Consider the following 18,089-nt stretch of genomic DNA (forward strand, 5'->3'; position numbering starts at 1 on the left):
GTTTTTCTTTTATAAGGCGTTTGTGATTGTTTTAACACCATATGTATTTATTTTCGCACAATTTTCGACATTCGTCAATTGTTACTTTGTACAAGATTCCAGAACTCACTGTCTGTTTTATATTCAATTATTTCTTTCATAGTAAACGGCGCTGTGATCCATCCACTCTCCGCAGAAGATTTTTTTCCATCTCCCGGGTAATGGTAAGTAATTCCGATCTCAATTCCATCCTTATCTACAAAGAATGCATCAAAGTACCGGTTCTCCAGGATTTCCCCATTTAAAATCTGTCGGAAATCATTTAATTTCACACTGCTTAACACCTCTGCCGATGGTGCTTCATCCTTCATCTTTTTCATCCAATCGTGCATAAATGCATCGCTTAGATCCACGATATCTGCCACTTCAAACTGCTTTGCGTCAGAAATACGGATGTTGCGGGTACGGAGGTCACAATACTGCGCAGAAGTATTTCCTGCATAATAAATATCATTGAATGCTACGCTGATAAAATCTTCTCCTGCATAAGAAACCTTGTACGTTACAAGACTTCCTAAAAACGGGTTCGATTCCTCCAACATTTTCTCTTTCATAGAATCACTCGGAGCCAGATATAAGGTATTGACCGTACTCATCGCACAGTCCTTCAGCATTTCATTGATCTTGTCAATATTTTCACCTTCCACACCTGTGATCTGCGGATATTTGACATCAAACTGCATCGGATATTCGCCTTTATTTCCATTGGAAAAATAAGTGTAATTTTCCTCCGTGATCGTATACGGCAGATTTTCTGCCTCGTAGCCTTCAATTGCCTCGATTCCCTGTGCTTCTTCAGAACTGCTGTCCTTATTATCCTCTTCATTTCCATTACTGCCAAAGATATCGTCAATTTCTCCGTCCTCATCCGGGTTATATTCAAAAATCTGTGACGAATCCTCTTGTTTTCCTTCACCACTCGCAAAATTGCTGATGATTTTTCCGAAAAGCAGTCCCAGGAATATCAGAAAAATAAGTACGGTAACTGCGATCCCGATAAAAAGTCCCGTATGTTTCTTTCCATTATAGGAAGATCTTACATTTGCCGGTGATATCATCAAATCCATCGGAACAAAACGGATCCCGTTCTTTTCCTGAACCGGTGCCAGATCCCGGAATCCCATATGGTGATAAGCTTCCGTACTCACAACCGATGCATTGACCGTCATACGCATCAGAGCAAACTGCATCGTACAGTATCTGCACATTTCACCAACAAGAGCCTTCGCAATCCCTTTTCTCCGCAAATCCGGGCGGACAAACAGAAGGGAAATATGTCCATCCCTCCGCACGGCTCCGACGCCGCCAAGATCCTGTCCTTCTACCGCGCCAAAGACGATCATCTCTCCGCTTTCGACAAGAGGCATAAAATTCTCCATCTTGATAAAACGGGCAAATTCCTCGATTCCCTGCTGTGTACAGGAATTGGCGTTTTCTCTGATAAATACATCCCATACCAGATGCAGACCTTCCACAACCTCCTGACTGCTATATAGTCTTTTTATGATCATTTTTCTGTACCTCATCTTTTCCAGAATGAACTGGTTTTCTCTCTTACGCCCTCTTTAAAAGTTCTTCCCGCAAGAGCGTGATCGCACGTGCAACCGCATAGTCCCGGTTCTTCTCACGATTGCCGGTAAAACGGTACTCTCTTACCGTTACCTCTCCATTTACCGCACATCCGATATACACAAGTCCGACCGGTTTTTCCGCTGTACCGCCGCCAGGTCCTGCGATTCCGGTTACACTAAGTGCTGCATCCGCACCTGCCGCCTTTGCTGCCCCAAGCGCCATCTCTGCTGCTGTCTGTTCACTGACTGCCCCGTAGGTTTCCAGTGTCTCATGCTTCACACCAAGAATCTTTTCTTTCGATGCATTCGCATAAGTAATGTATCCTTCATTGTACACGCCGGAAGCTCCCGACACATTCAGAAGTCTGCCGGAAAGCTTTCCTCCTGTACAGGATTCTGCCGTTGTCACAGTCATCTTCTTCTCTTCCAGAAGACGGATCACTGACTCTTCCAGTGTCACATTCTCTTCGGTCGTATAAACAGCATCACCAAAACGCTTCTTCATCTCTTCGATCATCGGCTCCATCAGTTTTTCTGCCGCTTCTTCAGAGCATGCTCTTGCAGTCACACGAAAATGTACCTCTCCTGTCTTTGCATAAGGCGCAAGCGTCGGATTGGTCTGTGCATCCATCAGATCCGCAACCATGGTCTCTGCCCTGCTTTCTCCGATCCCGCACACTTTTACCATATGGGAATAGATTCCCTCTGGCTGCTTTTTATTGAGGTACGGTGCAATGTCGTGTTCAAACATCGGCTTCATCTCATTCGGAGGACCAGGGATCAGGATCGCTGCTTTGCCGCGCTCTTTATCCTCCAGGATCAGTCCAGGTGCCGTTCCGTTCAGATTGTCGATCACGATCGCGCCTTCCGGAACCAACGCCTGCTTCCAGTTATTCTCTGTCACCTTTTTACTCTTAATCTTCTCAAAATAGTCCCGGATTCGTGCCCTGGAATGTTCATCCATATAAAGTTTTCTGCCAAATACCTTTGCGGTTACTTCTTTTGTCAGATCATCCTTGGTAGGACCAAGTCCCCCTGTCAGAATTACGATATCAGCGCGCTCTATTGCCTGGCGGATTGCTTCTTCCATACGCTCTTCATTGTCACCGACAACAGTCTGGTGATATAAAGAACAACCTAGCAGAGCACATTTCTCTGCTAGGTATGCTGCGTTTGTATTCACAATGTTGCCAAGTAAAATTTCAGTGCCGACAGAAATCAGCTCTACAACCATTTTACATGCCTCCCTGTGTTAATACCTGTTTGTTCTTTGCAATATAATCGATCAGTGAAACGATGGTCAGAAGCAGTGCTACCCATGTAAGGACTGTTCCTACAACATTCCACACACCGCCCAGATCCATGATCAGCACAATGATCAGTGCCATCTGTGATACGGTTTTGAATTTGCCCCAGTAGCTTGCCGCAATGACGATTCCATTGTCAGAAGCAACCAGACGGAATCCGCTGATGATAAATTCTCTGGCAATGATCACCAGAACAACAATAACATTCAGTCTGTTCATAGATGTCAGACAGATCAGCGCGGTACATACCAGCAGCTTGTCTGCAAGCGGATCCATAAATTTACCGAAGTTCGTTACCAGGTTGTACTTTCTGGCGATTTTCCCATCTAGCATATCCGTCAGGCTGGCAACACAGAAGATCACAAGTGCGATCCACTTATCTGCTGCTCCGGTAATATCAAATAACATAAACACTACAAAAAACGGAATTAAAATCACTCGTAAAATCGTTAACTTATTTGGTAAATTCATAATAACTCTCCTATCAAATCATAATCTGCCGATCCGGTCACTTTTACCCTTGCAAAATCTCCTGACATCAGTTCTTCCGATGTGTTCACAAAAATAAGTCCGTCTACATTCGGCGCATCCCGGTAGGTTCTTCCCACATAGGCATTCTCATCTGCCACCTTGCCTTCGATCATCACAAGCAGCTCTTCCCCAATCCGGTCTTCTGCCTGGTCAAATACGATATCCTGTTGAAGTTCCATGAGCTCTGCCTGACGTTCCTCTTTGACTTCTTCCGGGATCTGATCCGGCATAGATGCTGCAGGAGTATCCTCTTCCGGTGAGTAGGTAAATACGCCAAGTCTGTCGAATTCCATCTGATCCACAAAATCCATCAGCTCTTCATGCTGTTCCTGTGTCTCTCCCGGGAATCCAGTGATCAAAGTTGTGCGAAGTGCGATATCCGGAATCTCACGTCGAAGCTTCTCAATGGTCTCGATGAGCTGCGCTCTGGAAGTCCGTCTTCCCATTCTCTTCAGGATACCATCGCTTGCATGCTGGATCGGGAGATCCAGATAATGGCAGATCTTTGGTTCCTCCTTGATCACCTGAATCAGCTCATCCGTGATTTCCTCCGGATAGCAGTATAAAATACGGATCCAGCGAAGTCCGCTGATCTTGCAAAGCGCTCTCAAAAGCTGTGGAAGCCGCTTCTCCCCGTACAGATCGGTTCCGTACATGGTGGTCTCCTGTGCTACCAGGATCAGCTCCTTCACCCCTCCGTCTATCAGATTCTGCGCTTCCTCCAGCAGATGCTCCATCGGCACACTCCGGAAATCTCCTCGTACCTTCGGGATAATACAGTAAGTACAGTGCTTGTCACAGCCTTCTGCAATCTTCAGATAAGCGAAATGTCCGCCGGTCGTCACCATACGGTGCGTGTCTGTCACCGGGAGATAATCCACATCCTTCATAGTCAGGCGCACATCTCCGCGCTCCATCGGACTGTCGCTTAAAACTCCATCGATCACGTGTGCAATCTCTTCATAAGAAGTCGTTCCGAGAACCGCATCAACTTCCGGGATTTCCTGAATGATCTCTTCTTTGTATCTCTGTGCAAGACAGCCTGTTACGATCAGGGCTTTTAATCTACCGGTCTTCTTCAGATCTGCCATCTCAAGAATATTCTGGATACTCTCTTCCTTTGCGTCATGGATAAAGCAGCAGGTGTTAATGATAATGACATCTGCCATTGTCTCATCGTCCACCATCTGATGACCGTCCTTTGCAAGGATCCCAAGCATGACCTCCGAATCCACAAGGTTCTTGTCACAGCCTAATGAAATGAATAATATATTCATAAAATAAATTTCTCCTCAAGCATAATTTCTGGGCGGCAGGGGAAATCATCTTCACCGAAAATAAAATCCCCTATCATAAGAATACCCCGCAGACAGCTGCAGGGTATCGAACTTCTTTTATTTATCTGCATCTTCTGCAATAATTTTGATCTTTCCACTGTTCAGCTCATCAATTGCAATAGAAAGCGGCTTTTCGCCGTCCTTAACAGGAACAAGCGGCATCTCGCCGTCAATGATCTGTCTCGCTCTCTTTGCTGTTGCAAGAACGATAGAATAACGGCTGTTGACAATCTTAGTTGCGCCTTCTTCCACGTCCTGATTTACTACTTTCATCAAATCGGTATATGATGGATGTAACATAAATTCTGCTCCTTTCCTACAGTTCCTTCAGTTCTTTTCTGATATCATCTATAAAGTCAGCATTCCGGCTTACCCGGTCATGCTCACCCTGAATAATGCTGTGCATCTCTTTTGCGCAGCGCTCCAGGTCATCATTGATCACAAGATAATCGTACTTCTCTACGCCCTGTGATTCTTCTACCGCCCGCTTCATTCTCGAATCGATCACTTCTGCGGTCTCGGTTCCCCGTCCTACCAGTCTGTCTTTCAGTACCTGCGCACTCGGCGGAGTCACGAACATCAGCAGGGTATCCGGATACTTCTCTTTCACTTTCAACGCACCCTGGATCTCAATCTCAAGGATCACATCCTTGCCTGCCTCTAACTGCTCCATAACATACTGCTTCGGAGTTCCATAGTAATTTTCTACATATCTAGCATACTCTATAAGCTCATCACGCGCAATCATTTTTTCAAATTCTTCTTTGGTTATGAAAAAATACTCTCTTCCATCTTCTTCCCCAACACGAGGCTGTCGCGTGGTTGCAGAGATCGATAATGCATAATTATCATAGTCCTGCATCAGCTTTTTCATCAGTGTTCCCTTACCGGCTCCGGAAAATCCGGATACTACAATAAGAATTCCTTTTTTTTCTCTCATAATCAGTTCTCCTGCATACTCAGACATTGAAATGTTATTTTAACACATCTTTTTACATTTTTCAAAGCTTTATTCAATATTTTGAATCTGCTCACGGACTTTTTCAATCTCAGTCTTCAGATCGATCGCATAATTGGATACTTCCAGATCATTTGCCTTGGATAAGATCGTGTTCGCCTCACGGTTCATCTCCTGCGCAATGAAATCAAGCTTGCGTCCGATTCCCTCTGTCTGTTCCAGAGTTTCCTTCATATGCTTGATATGGCTTTTCAGCCTTACCACTTCTTCATCTGTACAGATCTTGTCAGAGAAGATCACAACCTCAGCCGCGATCCGTCCTTCGTCAATCTGGGTGTCCCCAAGAAGCTCCTTCACTTTCGTTTCCAGCTTCTCCCGGTATTCAGCAACGATCTGCGGAGATCGCTCTTCAACCCTGGCAACAACTTCCAGCATTCCATCCAGCTTGCCAATGATATCCTTTTTCAGATTCTCACCTTCTGTAGTCTTGGTCTGTACAAACTGTTCGCATGCGCCTTTCATTGCTTTTTCAAGACCACTCCACAGTTCTTCCTCATCCACAGACTGTTCTTCCATCGTAAGGACTTCCGGGCAGCGTGCAAGTGTAGATACCCGCACATCATTGTCAAGCCCAAACTGTTCTTGCATCTGCTTAAAGCTTGCCATATATTCTTCTGCCAGCTTCTGATTATATTTCAAAGTCATCTGGCTTTCTGTCATATCTTCATACCCGATGAAAATATCAATCTTTCCTCTCTGCACATACTGCTTGAGCAGGTTGCGGATCGCGGACTCAAAGAAGTTAAGCTTCTTTGGCATACGGATATTCACATCCAGGTAACGGTGATTAACCCCCTTCATCTCTACGGTAAATTTGCGGTCTGCTTCGGCGATCTCACACCGTCCAAAGCCTGTCATACTTTTTATCATTTGATTTTCCCTCTTCTTACTGACCTTTTAAGGGCCGTTTTACTATCGATTATTATAGTTCATTTACACTTACTCGTCAACCGGGTGACAGGGCATTTTCACTTGTCTATGCATGCCTCTCTATGCTATAATGAGCCCATTGAAAAAAGAATGTGCCCTGGCATATTCCCGGATAAATATGAGGTGAATTTTTAAAATGGCTTTTGATGGAATTACAATCGCAAATATCGTAAAAGAATTAAATGATACCATCCTGAACGGACGGATCGCCAAGATTGCACAGCCGGAAAATGATGAACTGCTTCTCACGATCAAACCTGCAAAAGGGCAGGTAAGACTGGTCATCTCCGCAAGTGCATCCCTGCCGCTGATCTATCTGTCCAGAGATAACAAACCAAGTCCGATGACTGCGCCGAATTTCTGTATGCTTCTGAGAAAACATATTGCAAATGGCCGCATCGTAGGCATTTCTCAGCCTTCCCTGGAACGGATCATCCGCTTCGAGATCGAGCACCTGGATGAACTTGGAGATCTGTGCCGCAAATCCCTGATCGTTGAGATTATGGGCAAGCACAGCAATATTATTTTCTGTAATGAAAAAGGAATGATCATCGACAGTATCAAGCATGTTTCCGCGCAGATGAGTTCTGTGCGTGAGGTTCTTCCGGGAAGAGAATATTTTATCCCGGATACTATGAAAAAAGAGAATCCATTTGGCATACCGGAGGAAAATTTCACACAGGAACTTCTCTCCAAACCAATGCCGATCGGAAAAGCGATCTACAACAGTTTTACCGGAATCAGTCCGGTTGTCGCCGAAGAGATCTGCTATCTGGCAGGAATCGACTCTTCTGTTCCGGCATCGGAGATGTCCGGTGATCTGCTGGCGCATCTGTACCGGCAGTTTACCTATTTTATGGAGCAGGTGACAGAAAGCAAATTCTCTCCTGCTATTTATTACAATGGAAATGAGCCGAAAGAGTTCTCATCTCTTCTGCTCACCCACTTTTCCAACTATCAGGTAAAATCTTATGATTCGATTTCTGAAGTGATCCGGACTTATTATTCTTCCCGTGATCTGATCACCCGGATCCGCCAGAAATCTTCGGATCTGCGCCGTGTGGTTCAGACAGCACTGGAACGTAACCGCAAGAAATACGACCTGCAGTTAAAGCAGCTTCGCGATACAGAAAACCGCGATAAATACAAGGTATACGGGGAACTGATCCACACCTACGGTTACAATCTGGAAGAAGGTGCAAAAGAACTGGAAGCACTCAATTATTATACTAACGAAATGATCAAAATTCCGCTGGATCCGCAGAAAACACCACAGGAAAATGCAAAGAAATATTTTGACCGGTATAATAAACAGAAACGTACTTTCGAGGCTCTTTCAGAACTGATCAAAGAAACGAAAGATGAGATTGATTATCTGGAGTCCGTCAGCAAATCCCTGGATATTGCACGAAGCGAGGATGACCTGATCCAGATCAAGGAAGAACTGATCGAAAGTGGATTTATCCGCAGAAAGCAGTCCGCCAAAAAGGTGAAGATCACAAGCAAACCGTTCCACTATATTTCTTCAGACGGTTTCCATATGTATGTTGGAAAAAATAATCTTCAGAACGAAGAACTCACCTTCCATTTTGCAAATGGCGGGGACTGGTGGTTCCATGCGAAAAAGGCACCGGGTTCCCATGTCATCGTGAAGACGAACGGGGAAGAACTTCCGGACCGGACCTTTGAAGAAGCAGCCAGACTTGCTGCGCATTACTCGAAGAATTCCGGGGCTGAAAAGGTGGAGGTTGACTATGTAGAGAAAAAGCAGGTTAAGAAACCAAATGGAAGCAAGCCTGGGTTTGTCGTGTATTATACCAATTATTCGATGATGATAGATAGTGATATTTCCGGGATTCAGGAAGTACAATAAGATAGGTTGTGACACCACCAGAGAAGAATAAAATCCACCCCATTCCAAGTTGTGCAAACCATTCCGATGAGCCTCTTAGGGCGAGAATCGTGTTCAGCAAAGGCTTCCACGATTCTTGAGTCTCATCTCCATTGCACAAGATAGGAATGAGGTGGATTTTATTCGATATCAGTATTTACTTGATCTCATATACTTTATCTAACTGCGTCATACATGCCTGGATTTTCTTCATACCCTCATCATCAGCAGGTTCTCCGGAGAAGTAGTAGGTGACTTTGCTGGGTTCTCCCGGTGTGGTTTGTTCGGGGAGAACTCGTTTTAGCTGGCGAAGGGTGCCTTCGTTGCCGTCTACAAAGTGGATTTCTCCCGGGAAGATTTTGCGGAAGGATTGTTTGAAGTAGTTGAAGTGAGTACAGCCAAGTACGACTGCAGCATACTGGTTGAGTGTATAGCTCTGAAGGCTGTTTTTCAGGTATTCATCTACTTCCGGGTCCTGGAATCTTCCGGCTTCGGCAAAGCGGACCAGTTTTGGAAGTGGCGCAAGGTCTACTTCGTGTTCGGTATCTACTTTTTCCAGAAGGCTGTGTAATTTTTCTCCGGCTATCGTAACCGGTGTTGCTGTTACCAGAATCCGTTTCTGCATATCCTGATAGAGCTTGAGCGCGCGCTTGACTGCCGGTTCCATACCGACGATCGGTACGGCAAATTCGCCTCTGAATTCTTTCGTTGCCACGCTGGTTGCCGTATTACAGGCGATTACGATTGCATCAACCTCCTTCGCGATCAGGAAATTCAGAACCTCTTCTACATATTCTTTGATCTGTTCCCTCGTCTTTTCTCCGTATGGAACATGCTTTGTATCCGCATAATATATAAATTCTGCTTCCGGCATCTTTTTCAGTGCGCGGTGAAGCACAGAAAGTCCGCCGATACCTGAATCATATATTCCGATTTTCATTGGTGTTACCTCGATTTCTTATTTTCTTATCTGGTTTAAAGTCAAAATCTGCATAATCTTCCGGCAGGAAACGATGATAAATAATATGGCATCCTTCATCTTTAAAACAATAATAATACTTGTCTTCTCCCTCTTCAAACCGGATCATCCGGTCAAATTCTCCATTGTCCATAGATTCTGCCACGATCTTGTCCGAATGTGAACAGAACAATGCTTCGATATCTTCCATCGTGCAGCCATGCTTTGCGACAAGCTCCACCAGCTCTTTGATAAATTCATTCGGTTTCATATTTTCATGCACATATTCCGATACTTTTTCCGATAAAGCAAAGCAAAAACGGTCCTTTACATGTGTAATCCCGACTTCCCCGAAAATATCTTCTGCTGCTTTCGGAAAATCTGCAAGGAGCTCCTGCATTTCTTCCGAATCTGCATTCGTCTCCATAAAATGATTCAGTGAACTGAGCGGATAATAAAGCCGGATCATCTCTTTCCGATATCCGAGCTTTGCCTGCTCTTCCTTTACCAGATCGATTAAACTCTTTTCCAAACGCTCGTATCCCATATATATTAAAACTCCTGTCTTGATAAAATTATGTAAGTCTGCTGCTGCAAACAAAAATATTTTATCACATTCCTTCCATTTTCGCCACTCACACCGTTGAAGAATTCCCTTATTTTCGTTATCATAAAAGAAATATACATTATTTTCAGTATAAAAGGCTCTTCAAGAATATAAACACAATTTGGAAAACAGGAATCGAAACTTAAATATCCAGATACCTGGGAGGTTAAAACACATGAATGAACAGACAATCAGACAGCGGATCTCCACGCAGCGTGATTTTTTTGCAACCGGCGCAACACTTCCGCTTTCTTTTCGATTAAAACAATTAGAACAGCTAAAACTTGCACTCAAACGCCATGAACAAGATCTGTACACAGCACTAAAAGCGGATCTTGGAAAAAGCCGGATGGAAAGCTATATGTGTGAAATCGGTCTGACGCTTTCCGAGCTTACCTGGATGCAAAAGCATTTACCAAAGCTGATGCGCTGTAAAACCGTCCCTACTCCGCTGGCACAGTTTGCAGCCAAAAGTTTCCGGACGCCATCTCCATACGGAACCGTACTGATCATGAGTCCCTGGAATTACCCGGTACTCCTCACTTTAGAACCGCTGATCGATGCGCTCGCCGCCGGAAATACCGTCATCCTGAAGCCAAGCGCTTACGCTCCACACACCAGTCAGATTCTGAGTCAGCTTCTCAAGGAATGCTATCCACCGGAATATGTAACGATGATCACCGGAGGCCGGGAAGAAAATCAGGCGCTCTTAAACCAGCGTTTTGACAAAATCTTTTTCACCGGAGGAAAAACGGTTGGAAAAGACGTCCTTCGTCATGCTGCCGAATACCTGACTCCCGTCACTCTGGAGCTTGGTGGGAAAAGCCCGTGCATCGTGGATTCCACGGCGAAAATTTCTCTCACCGCAAGACGGATCATATTTGGAAAATACCTCAACTGCGGACAGACCTGCGTCGCCCCGGATTATATCCTCTGCGATGCTTCCATTCGTGACTGGCTGCTTCAGGCACTGGAAAAAGAAATCCACCGGCAGTTTGGCAAACAGCCTCTTCAAAATCCGGATTATGGGAAAATCATCAACGAAAAACATTTTCACCGGCTGCAGAACCTGATTGCTGCCGACAAGCTGGTCTGTGGAGGTGAGTCCGATCCGTCTGCCCTGCGCATTGCCCCGACCATCCTAAAAGATGTCACCTGGGACGATCCGGTCATGGGCGAAGAAATTTTCGGACCGATTCTTCCGGTACTTACCTATTCTGACCTGAATGATGCAATCCGGCAGGTCGAATCCCATCCACACCCGCTTGCACTCTATCTTTTCACCGAAGATCCTGCTGCCAAAAAGAAAGTCCTTGCCAGATGCCATTTTGGCGGCGGCTGCATCAACGATACCATCATCCACCTCGCCACCAGCCAGATGCCGTTCGGCGGTGTCGGAGAAAGCGGAATGGGATGCTATCATGGGAAAGAAGGATTTGAATGCTTCACACATCAGAGAAGCATAGTCGATAAGAAAACCTGGATGGATCTGCCGATACGGTATCAGAAGTACCGGTTCTGGAAAGGAAAAATGCTGAGAGGCTTCCTGCGCTAGGATTAGCGTAGGAAGAGCTTCCCAGCAGATATAACATCAAGAACTTCCCTTCTCAATCAGACACTGATGTCTATCACATCAAAAGGGCTCCTCATCATAAATATCTGCCGCAATTATCCAGGATGCTCTGTACTCCCCGCAAATCGAATATTGAAATTCCAGGAAATTATTTCTGGATAATATCAGCACTTTTCACTCAGACATGTTCTGAGACACTTGCATACGATCTTCCATATCGCCCATCCGATAAACATCCCAACTGTATTTGTTACCACATCATCCAATTGTAAATATCCTCTCTGCGTAATATGCTGTGTGATCTCTATACCACAGGAACATAAAAAACCAATCAGCACACATTTCCAACCGCTTCTGACTTGTTTAAAAACTATTGGTAACAATACACCAAAAGGAATAAACATAATAATATTCTCAATAAACATAGCATGCATATGGAAAGAATGTCCCCATGTTTCAAATAACACTAAACTAATTTCTTTCCTGCTCCCCGCTTCTCTTGAAAAAAAGACAGTCTGAAAGGTAACAATAATATAGGCAATAAATAATATCCAAGCAATTCTATATTTTTTATTAATTCCATTATCCTTTTCCTGCTTTTGAGAACCTTTCTTATACACCCAACTAATAAAAAGTACAAGACAAGCACTAAAAATGATTGCCGGAATCAGCCACATTACTGGTTGATTAAAATCTTGAATTATTATTTTTTTGTACAACTTGATTTTTAATCACCTTCCTTTTTAGTATCATATCAAATCAATTATTTCAGATATTTTTATTCTTTCTTCCTTCAACAGGCTCACTTCAATTACAACAATGGTATCGCATACTTTTTCATTTTGTGCCTCCAAACGATTTTACCACTTATCCAAGATTGTTTTCAATATTATCTTTTAGTAATAATTATATCCTAAAATAAATTTCTAAATTCCACCTCTTCGTCTCGGAATGAATGACTCATCCTTGTCCACAGCTTTGTTCTTATATTTTCTGATGCTTCTTCTGTTTTTTATTGCTTCGATCATTTTTCCTCATATTCTCCTTAACCTCGTCCGGTACATCGATCAGACCGAACCGGTAGAACATTCCGTATATGATTAGGGTGTCAAAATAGTAAAAAAAGTTGCGATATTTTGATAAAGTTTTACAGTTAAAGCACCTAAATCCGTTATGCCTAACTTGACGAAATATGTTAAAAATGATAACATTATTTATGTTGTAGAAAAATACTGGGTAAAAAAGAAAGTCGCTTATGTGGAAGATAAGCGACATTTGTTTTTATAATTAATCCAAAAAAGTGCCGCTCCATCATCGTTTTGATGACTTCGCGGCACTTTTATATACTCTACTATAAATAATTTCTTCCACTTCTAATTATCTCCCACACCCGGTATCCCACGCTTCCATAGTAATAACTCATCGGAGCATCTCCCGGAAAATACCTTACCATTCGGAACACATAATATAGAATCAGCCCTACGCACAGAAGAATCACCCATTTCCCAAGACTCTTCGTTTCTTTTCTCTGTATATATCTCCGCATGCCAAACCATCCCACCAGAATAATCACACCATAAATAAACGGATGCATTTTCCATGCCCCGGCAAAGTCCCCTCGCAGCACCATAAACATCGCTCTTGTAAGCCCGCATCCCGGACAAGGAAATCCCGTCATGATCACCATTGGACACAGACTGTATAAAAACTTTCTTCCTATAACAAAATAAATTGCAAATACAAGAATCGCAATGCGGATATTCCATAAGTCCTGTAAAAGCATCTTTATTCCTGCTATTAATCTATTTTTCACAAAAGTATTCCCAACTTTCTTACTGAGGTGCATCTTTTTTCAAAATATCCTGCACATAATCAACCGGTCTTTTTACTGCTTCCGAAATCATTTCATCTGTGCATTTCATTTCATGTAAACTCCAGATAAATTTAACCGTTGTCTCCTCTCGCCCTTCTTCTCTGCCTTCTTCTCTCCCTCTTCTAACTAATATATCACTAAACCCTGTCATCGTCATAGCCACATCCTCCTTAAATTCCTCTTCCCATTCAATATGTGAATATGTCTCTATTTCTTCTATATTTCCCACAAATATCTGATTAAGATAATCAAATATCCCTGCATCTTCGCCCCGTATCCGATATTCATCCGTCTCCGAAACCGGTGCGTCACTGACAACCTCATCCGATGTAATCGATGCCAGATCCAGACAATTCAGGATCTCTTCCTGAGAACACCCTTCAAATTCCGGAATCACCATCTCCATAATCGGCACAATGATCTCTTTGCTCTTAAAGAGTTTCTTCACGCCCTTGTCATACTCTGCGCCAATATTTACAGATGATGCAATGTCGTATTTTGTCTCTATTTTCATTTCTATTTTGGATGATTTTCCACCTAACCGTCAACCAATATATTTTCTTTTCCTTCTCCATTTTTTCTATTATAACATACCCCACGATATTCTAAAAATTAAATTTTCCTAACTTTCTCTTTCCATCCTTTCATCCTTCCGCAGTCGAATGAACTCAATAAAAAAAAGGATCCGGATGCATTTGCAGAAGCCTAAGAAAAACTTGTTCTTAGCCTCCGAAACAGCATTCGGATCCTTTTTTTCATTATTTATTTACTTAATGATCTTCTTCGGACATTTCTCCGCACATTTTCCACAGTTTGTACATTTTTCCGGATCAATGTGTGCGATGTTATCTACTACATGTACTGCATCAGATTCACATACTTTTTCACACATCTTACATCCGATACATCCTACGGAACATACGCTCATAACGTCTTTTCCTTTATCTTTTGAGCTGCACTGTACGAGATGTTTCTGTTCATAAGGTACAAGCTCGATCAGATGTTTTGGACAGGTGGCGATACATTTACCACAGGCTTTACATGCTTCTTTGTCAACTACTGCAATTCCGTCTACGATATGGATCGCATCGAACGGACATGCCTTTACGCAGCTTCCGAAACCAAGACATCCGAAAGAACATCCTTTTGGTCCGCCATTCTGCATCATGGCTGCCATCTGGCAGTCTGTAATTCCTGTATAATCATATGCCTGTTTTGCTTTTTCGCAGGTTCCTGCACATTTTACAAATGCAACTTCGTGTACGCTTTCACCGGCTTCTTCGCCCATGATCGCTGCGATCTTTGCTGCTACCGGAGCACCGCCGACCGGACACTGTCCGACCGGAGCTTCTCCTTTTGCGATAGCTGCTGCAAGACCGGAACATCCGGCATATCCACATCCACCACAGTTGTTACCCGGAAGTTCTGCGAGAATCGCTTCTTCTTTTTCATCTACTTCAACTGCAAATTTCTTGCCTGCAATTCCAAGGAAGACACCGATGAATACGCCGGTACCGCCTACGATAAGTGCAGCAATCAATACTCCTGTTATACTCATAACACGGTCCTCCTTCTGTTAAATGATTCCTGAGAATCCAAAGAACGCGATGGACATCAGTGCTGCTGTAAGCAGTACGATCGGAGTTCCCTGGAAAGACTCACTGATATCGTTGTATTCGATCTTCTCACGGATACCAGCCATGATCACGATCGCGATCGTGAATCCGACTGCTGTGGAGAATCCGTATACAACACCTTCAAGAATGTTATATCCTTTTGTTACACAGTTCAGTGATACACCAAGTACTGCACAGTTTGTTGTGATCAACGGGAGATATACACCAAGTGCATTATAAAGCGGAGGCATAACCTTCTTGAGGAACATTTCTACAAACTGAACGAGTGCTGCGATAACCAGGATAAATACGATGGTCTGCAGATACTCAAATCCTGTCGGATGTAAGATGAACTGGTAGATCGCACCGGTAATGAAAGATGCGATTGTAATAACGAAAACAACTGCGCCGCCCATACCGGCTGCTGTCTCAATTTTCTTAGAAACACCAAGGAAAGGACAGATACCGAGGAACTGGCTGAGTACGACGTTGTTAACAAGCGCCGAACCAACTGCTATAATAAGTAATTCTTTCATCTCTTATCTCCCTCCTATTCCTTTTCCTGACCTGTCGGGAACACGTGTCCGTCGCATCCGCCGCATGAAGCACATCCGCCTTCACAGCATCCCTGCGCTTTGACAACTTTCTTTCCTTTTGCTTCCAGTTTCTTCATGATCTTGTTACGTGCAGCAACAAGGAATGCAAGAACAAGGAATGCACCAGGAGCAAGGATAAAAATAGTAACAGGTTCGTAGATATCAGGCATAACCTGAAATCCGAATAATTTTCCGGAACCAATCAGCTCTCTGACGATACCGATGCAGGTAAGACCAAGTGTGAATCCAAGTCCCATACCAATACCATCAAATACAGATGGAAGGACCGGGTTCTTTGATGCATATGCTTCTGCACGTCCAAGGATGATACAGTTAACTACGATCAGAGGAATATATACACCAAGTGATGCATAAAGACTAGGTACAAAACCTTCCAGAAGGAACTGTACCACGGTAACAAGTGTTGCTACGACTACGATGAATGCCGGCATACGAACGGAATCCGGAATGATCTTACGCAACAGAGAAATCAAAAGGTTGGAGAAGATCAGTACCACTGTGGTAGAAAGTCCCATACCAATACCGTTGATTGCGGATGTTGTAACCGCCAGTGTCGGACACATACCAAGCATCATAACAAAGGTCGGGTTTTCTTTTACAAGACCATTATAAAGTCTTTCTGTACATTTATTCATTTCCACTACCTCCTAACGCTGTCTGGTAATATCCAAGTGCTGTGTTGACAGCTCCTGTGACTGCACGGGAAGTGATAGTTGCACCACTCAAAGCATCGATCGGCTGTCCGTCTCCGCCATCTTTGGATACATAGAATTTTTCAGCCTGCTGTCCTGCAAACTGGTTGTAAAAGCTTGGTTCTTTCGCACGCATACCAAGACCTGCTGTCTCGCTGATGGAAAGGAAAGAAATGCCATTTACCGTACCGTCACTCATGATACCGACTGTGATCTGGATATCTCCGCCGTAACCATCTTTGTCGGTTACTGTTATAACATAACCAGCTTCGCTCCCATCCATAACAGCAGAATAGACTTCATCTACTGTTGCATTCGTTCCCATCTTTTTGATTGCTTCTTTGGCAGCTTTCTGATCTACGTCCATTGCCTCAAAGGAATCTGCTTCCGGATAAACGGCCTGACAGGCTTCCTGTTTCTGCTTTGCCTGTGTCTGTGCGATTGGACCTTTTGTCACTTCGTAAGCAGCTCCAAGTACCAGACCGGATACAACGGTGATTGCTGCAAGGATCAGTGTATTTTTGATAATCTTATTCATTATTTTTCTCCTCCTTTACCGAAAGGCTTTGGAAGAGTAACTCTCTCGATCAGCGGTACAAGAAGGTTACTGAAGATGATCGCATAAGATACACCTTCTGCTGAACCACCGAACAAACGGAACAGACCAGTCAGACATCCAAGAAGGATACCATATACGATCTGCCCTTTTTTGGTGATCGGGGAAGTTACATAATCGGTTGCCATAAACCATGCTCCAAGCATCAGACCACCACCGCAGAGTTCTGCTGTCATGTACTGAACATTGAAGAATCCAATTCCATCTACAAATCCACCGAAGATTCCGATGAAAAGTGCAAATGTCACAATATATGTACCCGGGATACGAAGATCAATGATTCCTTTGAGGATCAGGATGATCGCTCCGATCACGATTGCGATAACGGATGTCTCACCGATGGTTCCGGCAATATTTCCGATCAGCATGTCCATGCTGTTCACACCGTCAAGTGCTGCATTTCCTGCTTCGATATTAGCACGGATCGTTGCCAGTGGTGTTGCACCGGATACGCCGTCATATACGAAGCTTGTCATTCTTCCTGTGAAGGAAATAAGAAGGAAACATCTTGCTCCAAGTGCAGGGTTCATGAAGTTCTGTCCCAATCCGCCAAAGAGCTGCTTTACAACCAGGATCGCGAATACACTTCCGATGATTCCCATCCAGATCGGGGCTGTCGGCGGAAGGTTGAGTGCAAGCAGAAGTCCTGTAACTGCGGCACTGAAATCCTTGATCGTAATCTTTTTATGCATCAGTTTTTCGTAAATGTACTCCGTAAGAACTGCTGCTGCTGTTGTCACAATAACAAGCAGCCATGCATGTGTGTCACGGAAGTTGTAAATTCCAAAGAAAGTTGCCGGTAACAGAGCGATGATAACCCACAGCATGATATTGCCGGTTGTCTCTTTAGAACGGATATGTGGTGAAGATGATACTTTTAACTGTTCACTCACTTTTGTTCACCTCTTCCTCT

At 43.8% G+C, this 18,089-nt stretch carries 19 protein-coding genes; 2 read left to right on the top strand and 17 right to left on the bottom strand.

Features of this window, described 5'->3' with window-relative positions:
- Positions 1-74: 74 nt before the first annotated feature.
- The 7 genes from PG840_RS08395 to PG840_RS08425 form a co-directional block, all read right to left on the bottom strand.
- Complete coding sequence (locus PG840_RS08395; RefSeq protein WP_270613510.1) at positions 75-1,550, bottom strand: GNAT family N-acetyltransferase; 1,476 nt, start codon at positions 1,548-1,550, stop codon at positions 75-77.
- Between the two features lie 43 nt (positions 1,551-1,593).
- Entirely contained in the window at positions 1,594-2,844 is a 1,251-nt protein-coding gene (locus PG840_RS08400) for a competence/damage-inducible protein A (protein ID WP_173691886.1), read from the bottom strand.
- A 1-nt stretch (position 2,845) separates the two neighbouring features.
- The gene (gene pgsA / locus PG840_RS08405; protein WP_008375140.1) at positions 2,846-3,388 is read right to left on the bottom strand and encodes a CDP-diacylglycerol--glycerol-3-phosphate 3-phosphatidyltransferase; all 543 of its coding nucleotides are present in this window, start codon (positions 3,386-3,388) and stop codon (positions 2,846-2,848) included.
- Positions 3,385-4,725, bottom strand: coding sequence for a 30S ribosomal protein S12 methylthiotransferase RimO (rimO, locus tag PG840_RS08410; RefSeq protein WP_270613511.1), 1,341 nt, complete (start codon positions 4,723-4,725; stop codon positions 3,385-3,387). Before rimO ends, pgsA begins: the two co-directional genes overlap by 4 nt.
- A gap of 117 nt (positions 4,726-4,842) precedes the next feature.
- A complete protein-coding gene (rpoZ, locus tag PG840_RS08415) occupies positions 4,843-5,085 on the bottom strand; it encodes a DNA-directed RNA polymerase subunit omega (protein WP_022220478.1) in 243 nt (80 codons plus the stop codon).
- 16 nt (positions 5,086-5,101) lie between these two features.
- Entirely contained in the window at positions 5,102-5,725 is a 624-nt protein-coding gene (gene gmk / locus PG840_RS08420) for a guanylate kinase (RefSeq protein ID WP_270613512.1), read from the bottom strand.
- Positions 5,726-5,794: 69 nt separating this feature from the next.
- Entirely contained in the window at positions 5,795-6,673 is an 879-nt protein-coding gene (locus tag PG840_RS08425) for a YicC/YloC family endoribonuclease (protein WP_173684995.1), read from the bottom strand.
- Positions 6,674-6,869: 196 nt separating this feature from the next.
- Here PG840_RS08425 and PG840_RS08430 point away from each other — a divergent pair, with 196 nt between their 5' ends.
- On the top strand, positions 6,870-8,606 hold the full coding sequence (locus tag PG840_RS08430; RefSeq protein ID WP_270613513.1) for an Rqc2 family fibronectin-binding protein: 1,737 nt from the start codon (positions 6,870-6,872) through the stop codon (positions 8,604-8,606).
- Between the two features lie 175 nt (positions 8,607-8,781).
- On the opposite strand, the gene murI is transcribed toward PG840_RS08430, so the two are convergent.
- Both murI and PG840_RS08440 read right to left on the bottom strand, forming a co-directional pair.
- Positions 8,782-9,564, bottom strand: a complete 783-nt coding sequence (gene murI / locus PG840_RS08435) for a glutamate racemase (RefSeq protein ID WP_270613514.1) — start codon at positions 9,562-9,564, stop codon at positions 8,782-8,784.
- Entirely contained in the window at positions 9,545-10,129 is a 585-nt protein-coding gene (locus PG840_RS08440; protein WP_270613515.1) for a DUF3877 family protein, read from the bottom strand. The genes murI and PG840_RS08440 overlap by 20 nt, the downstream gene beginning before the upstream one ends.
- 214 nt (positions 10,130-10,343) lie before the next feature.
- On the opposite strand from PG840_RS08440, the gene PG840_RS08445 reads away from it, so the two are divergent.
- Positions 10,344-11,744 carry an aldehyde dehydrogenase gene (locus PG840_RS08445; RefSeq protein WP_270613518.1) on the top strand — a complete coding sequence of 467 codons (1,401 nt, stop codon included), beginning with the start codon at positions 10,344-10,346 and terminating at the stop codon, positions 11,742-11,744.
- Between the two features lie 182 nt (positions 11,745-11,926).
- Here the strand turns inward: PG840_RS08445 and PG840_RS08450 are convergent, their stop codons facing one another.
- The 8 genes from PG840_RS08450 to PG840_RS08485 all read right to left on the bottom strand — a co-directional run bounded on the left by PG840_RS08450 (position 11,927) and on the right by PG840_RS08485 (position 18,069).
- Complete coding sequence (locus PG840_RS08450; protein WP_270205262.1) at positions 11,927-12,481, bottom strand: VanZ family protein; 555 nt, start codon at positions 12,479-12,481, stop codon at positions 11,927-11,929.
- Positions 12,482-13,113: 632 nt separating this feature from the next.
- A complete protein-coding gene (locus PG840_RS08455; RefSeq protein WP_227084694.1) occupies positions 13,114-13,545 on the bottom strand; it encodes a DUF2752 domain-containing protein in 432 nt (143 codons plus the stop codon).
- Between the two features lie 49 nt (positions 13,546-13,594).
- On the bottom strand, positions 13,595-14,149 hold the full coding sequence (locus tag PG840_RS08460) for a hypothetical protein (RefSeq protein WP_270205261.1): 555 nt from the start codon (positions 14,147-14,149) through the stop codon (positions 13,595-13,597).
- Between the two features lie 252 nt (positions 14,150-14,401).
- Positions 14,402-15,193, bottom strand: coding sequence for an RnfABCDGE type electron transport complex subunit B (locus PG840_RS08465; RefSeq protein ID WP_008375116.1), 792 nt, complete (start codon positions 15,191-15,193; stop codon positions 14,402-14,404).
- Positions 15,194-15,211: 18 nt separating this feature from the next.
- Positions 15,212-15,787: an electron transport complex protein RnfA gene (locus tag PG840_RS08470; RefSeq protein WP_008375114.1), complete on the bottom strand. Its 576-nt coding sequence runs from the start codon at positions 15,785-15,787 to the stop codon at positions 15,212-15,214.
- A gap of 14 nt (positions 15,788-15,801) precedes the next feature.
- On the bottom strand, positions 15,802-16,503 hold the full coding sequence (rsxE, locus tag PG840_RS08475; RefSeq protein ID WP_118198360.1) for an electron transport complex subunit RsxE: 702 nt from the start codon (positions 16,501-16,503) through the stop codon (positions 15,802-15,804).
- Positions 16,496-17,098, bottom strand: coding sequence for an RnfABCDGE type electron transport complex subunit G (locus PG840_RS08480; protein WP_022220471.1), 603 nt, complete (start codon positions 17,096-17,098; stop codon positions 16,496-16,498). Before PG840_RS08480 ends, rsxE begins: the two co-directional genes overlap by 8 nt.
- Positions 17,098-18,069, bottom strand: coding sequence for an RnfABCDGE type electron transport complex subunit D (locus PG840_RS08485; RefSeq protein WP_022220470.1), 972 nt, complete (start codon positions 18,067-18,069; stop codon positions 17,098-17,100). Before PG840_RS08485 ends, PG840_RS08480 begins: the two co-directional genes overlap by 1 nt.
- Between the last annotated feature and the right edge of the window lie 20 nt (positions 18,070-18,089).

Source organism: Coprococcus sp. AM97-35, assembly GCF_027697525.1.
GTDB classification, from domain to species: domain Bacteria; phylum Bacillota; class Clostridia; order Lachnospirales; family Lachnospiraceae; genus Allocoprococcus; species Allocoprococcus comes.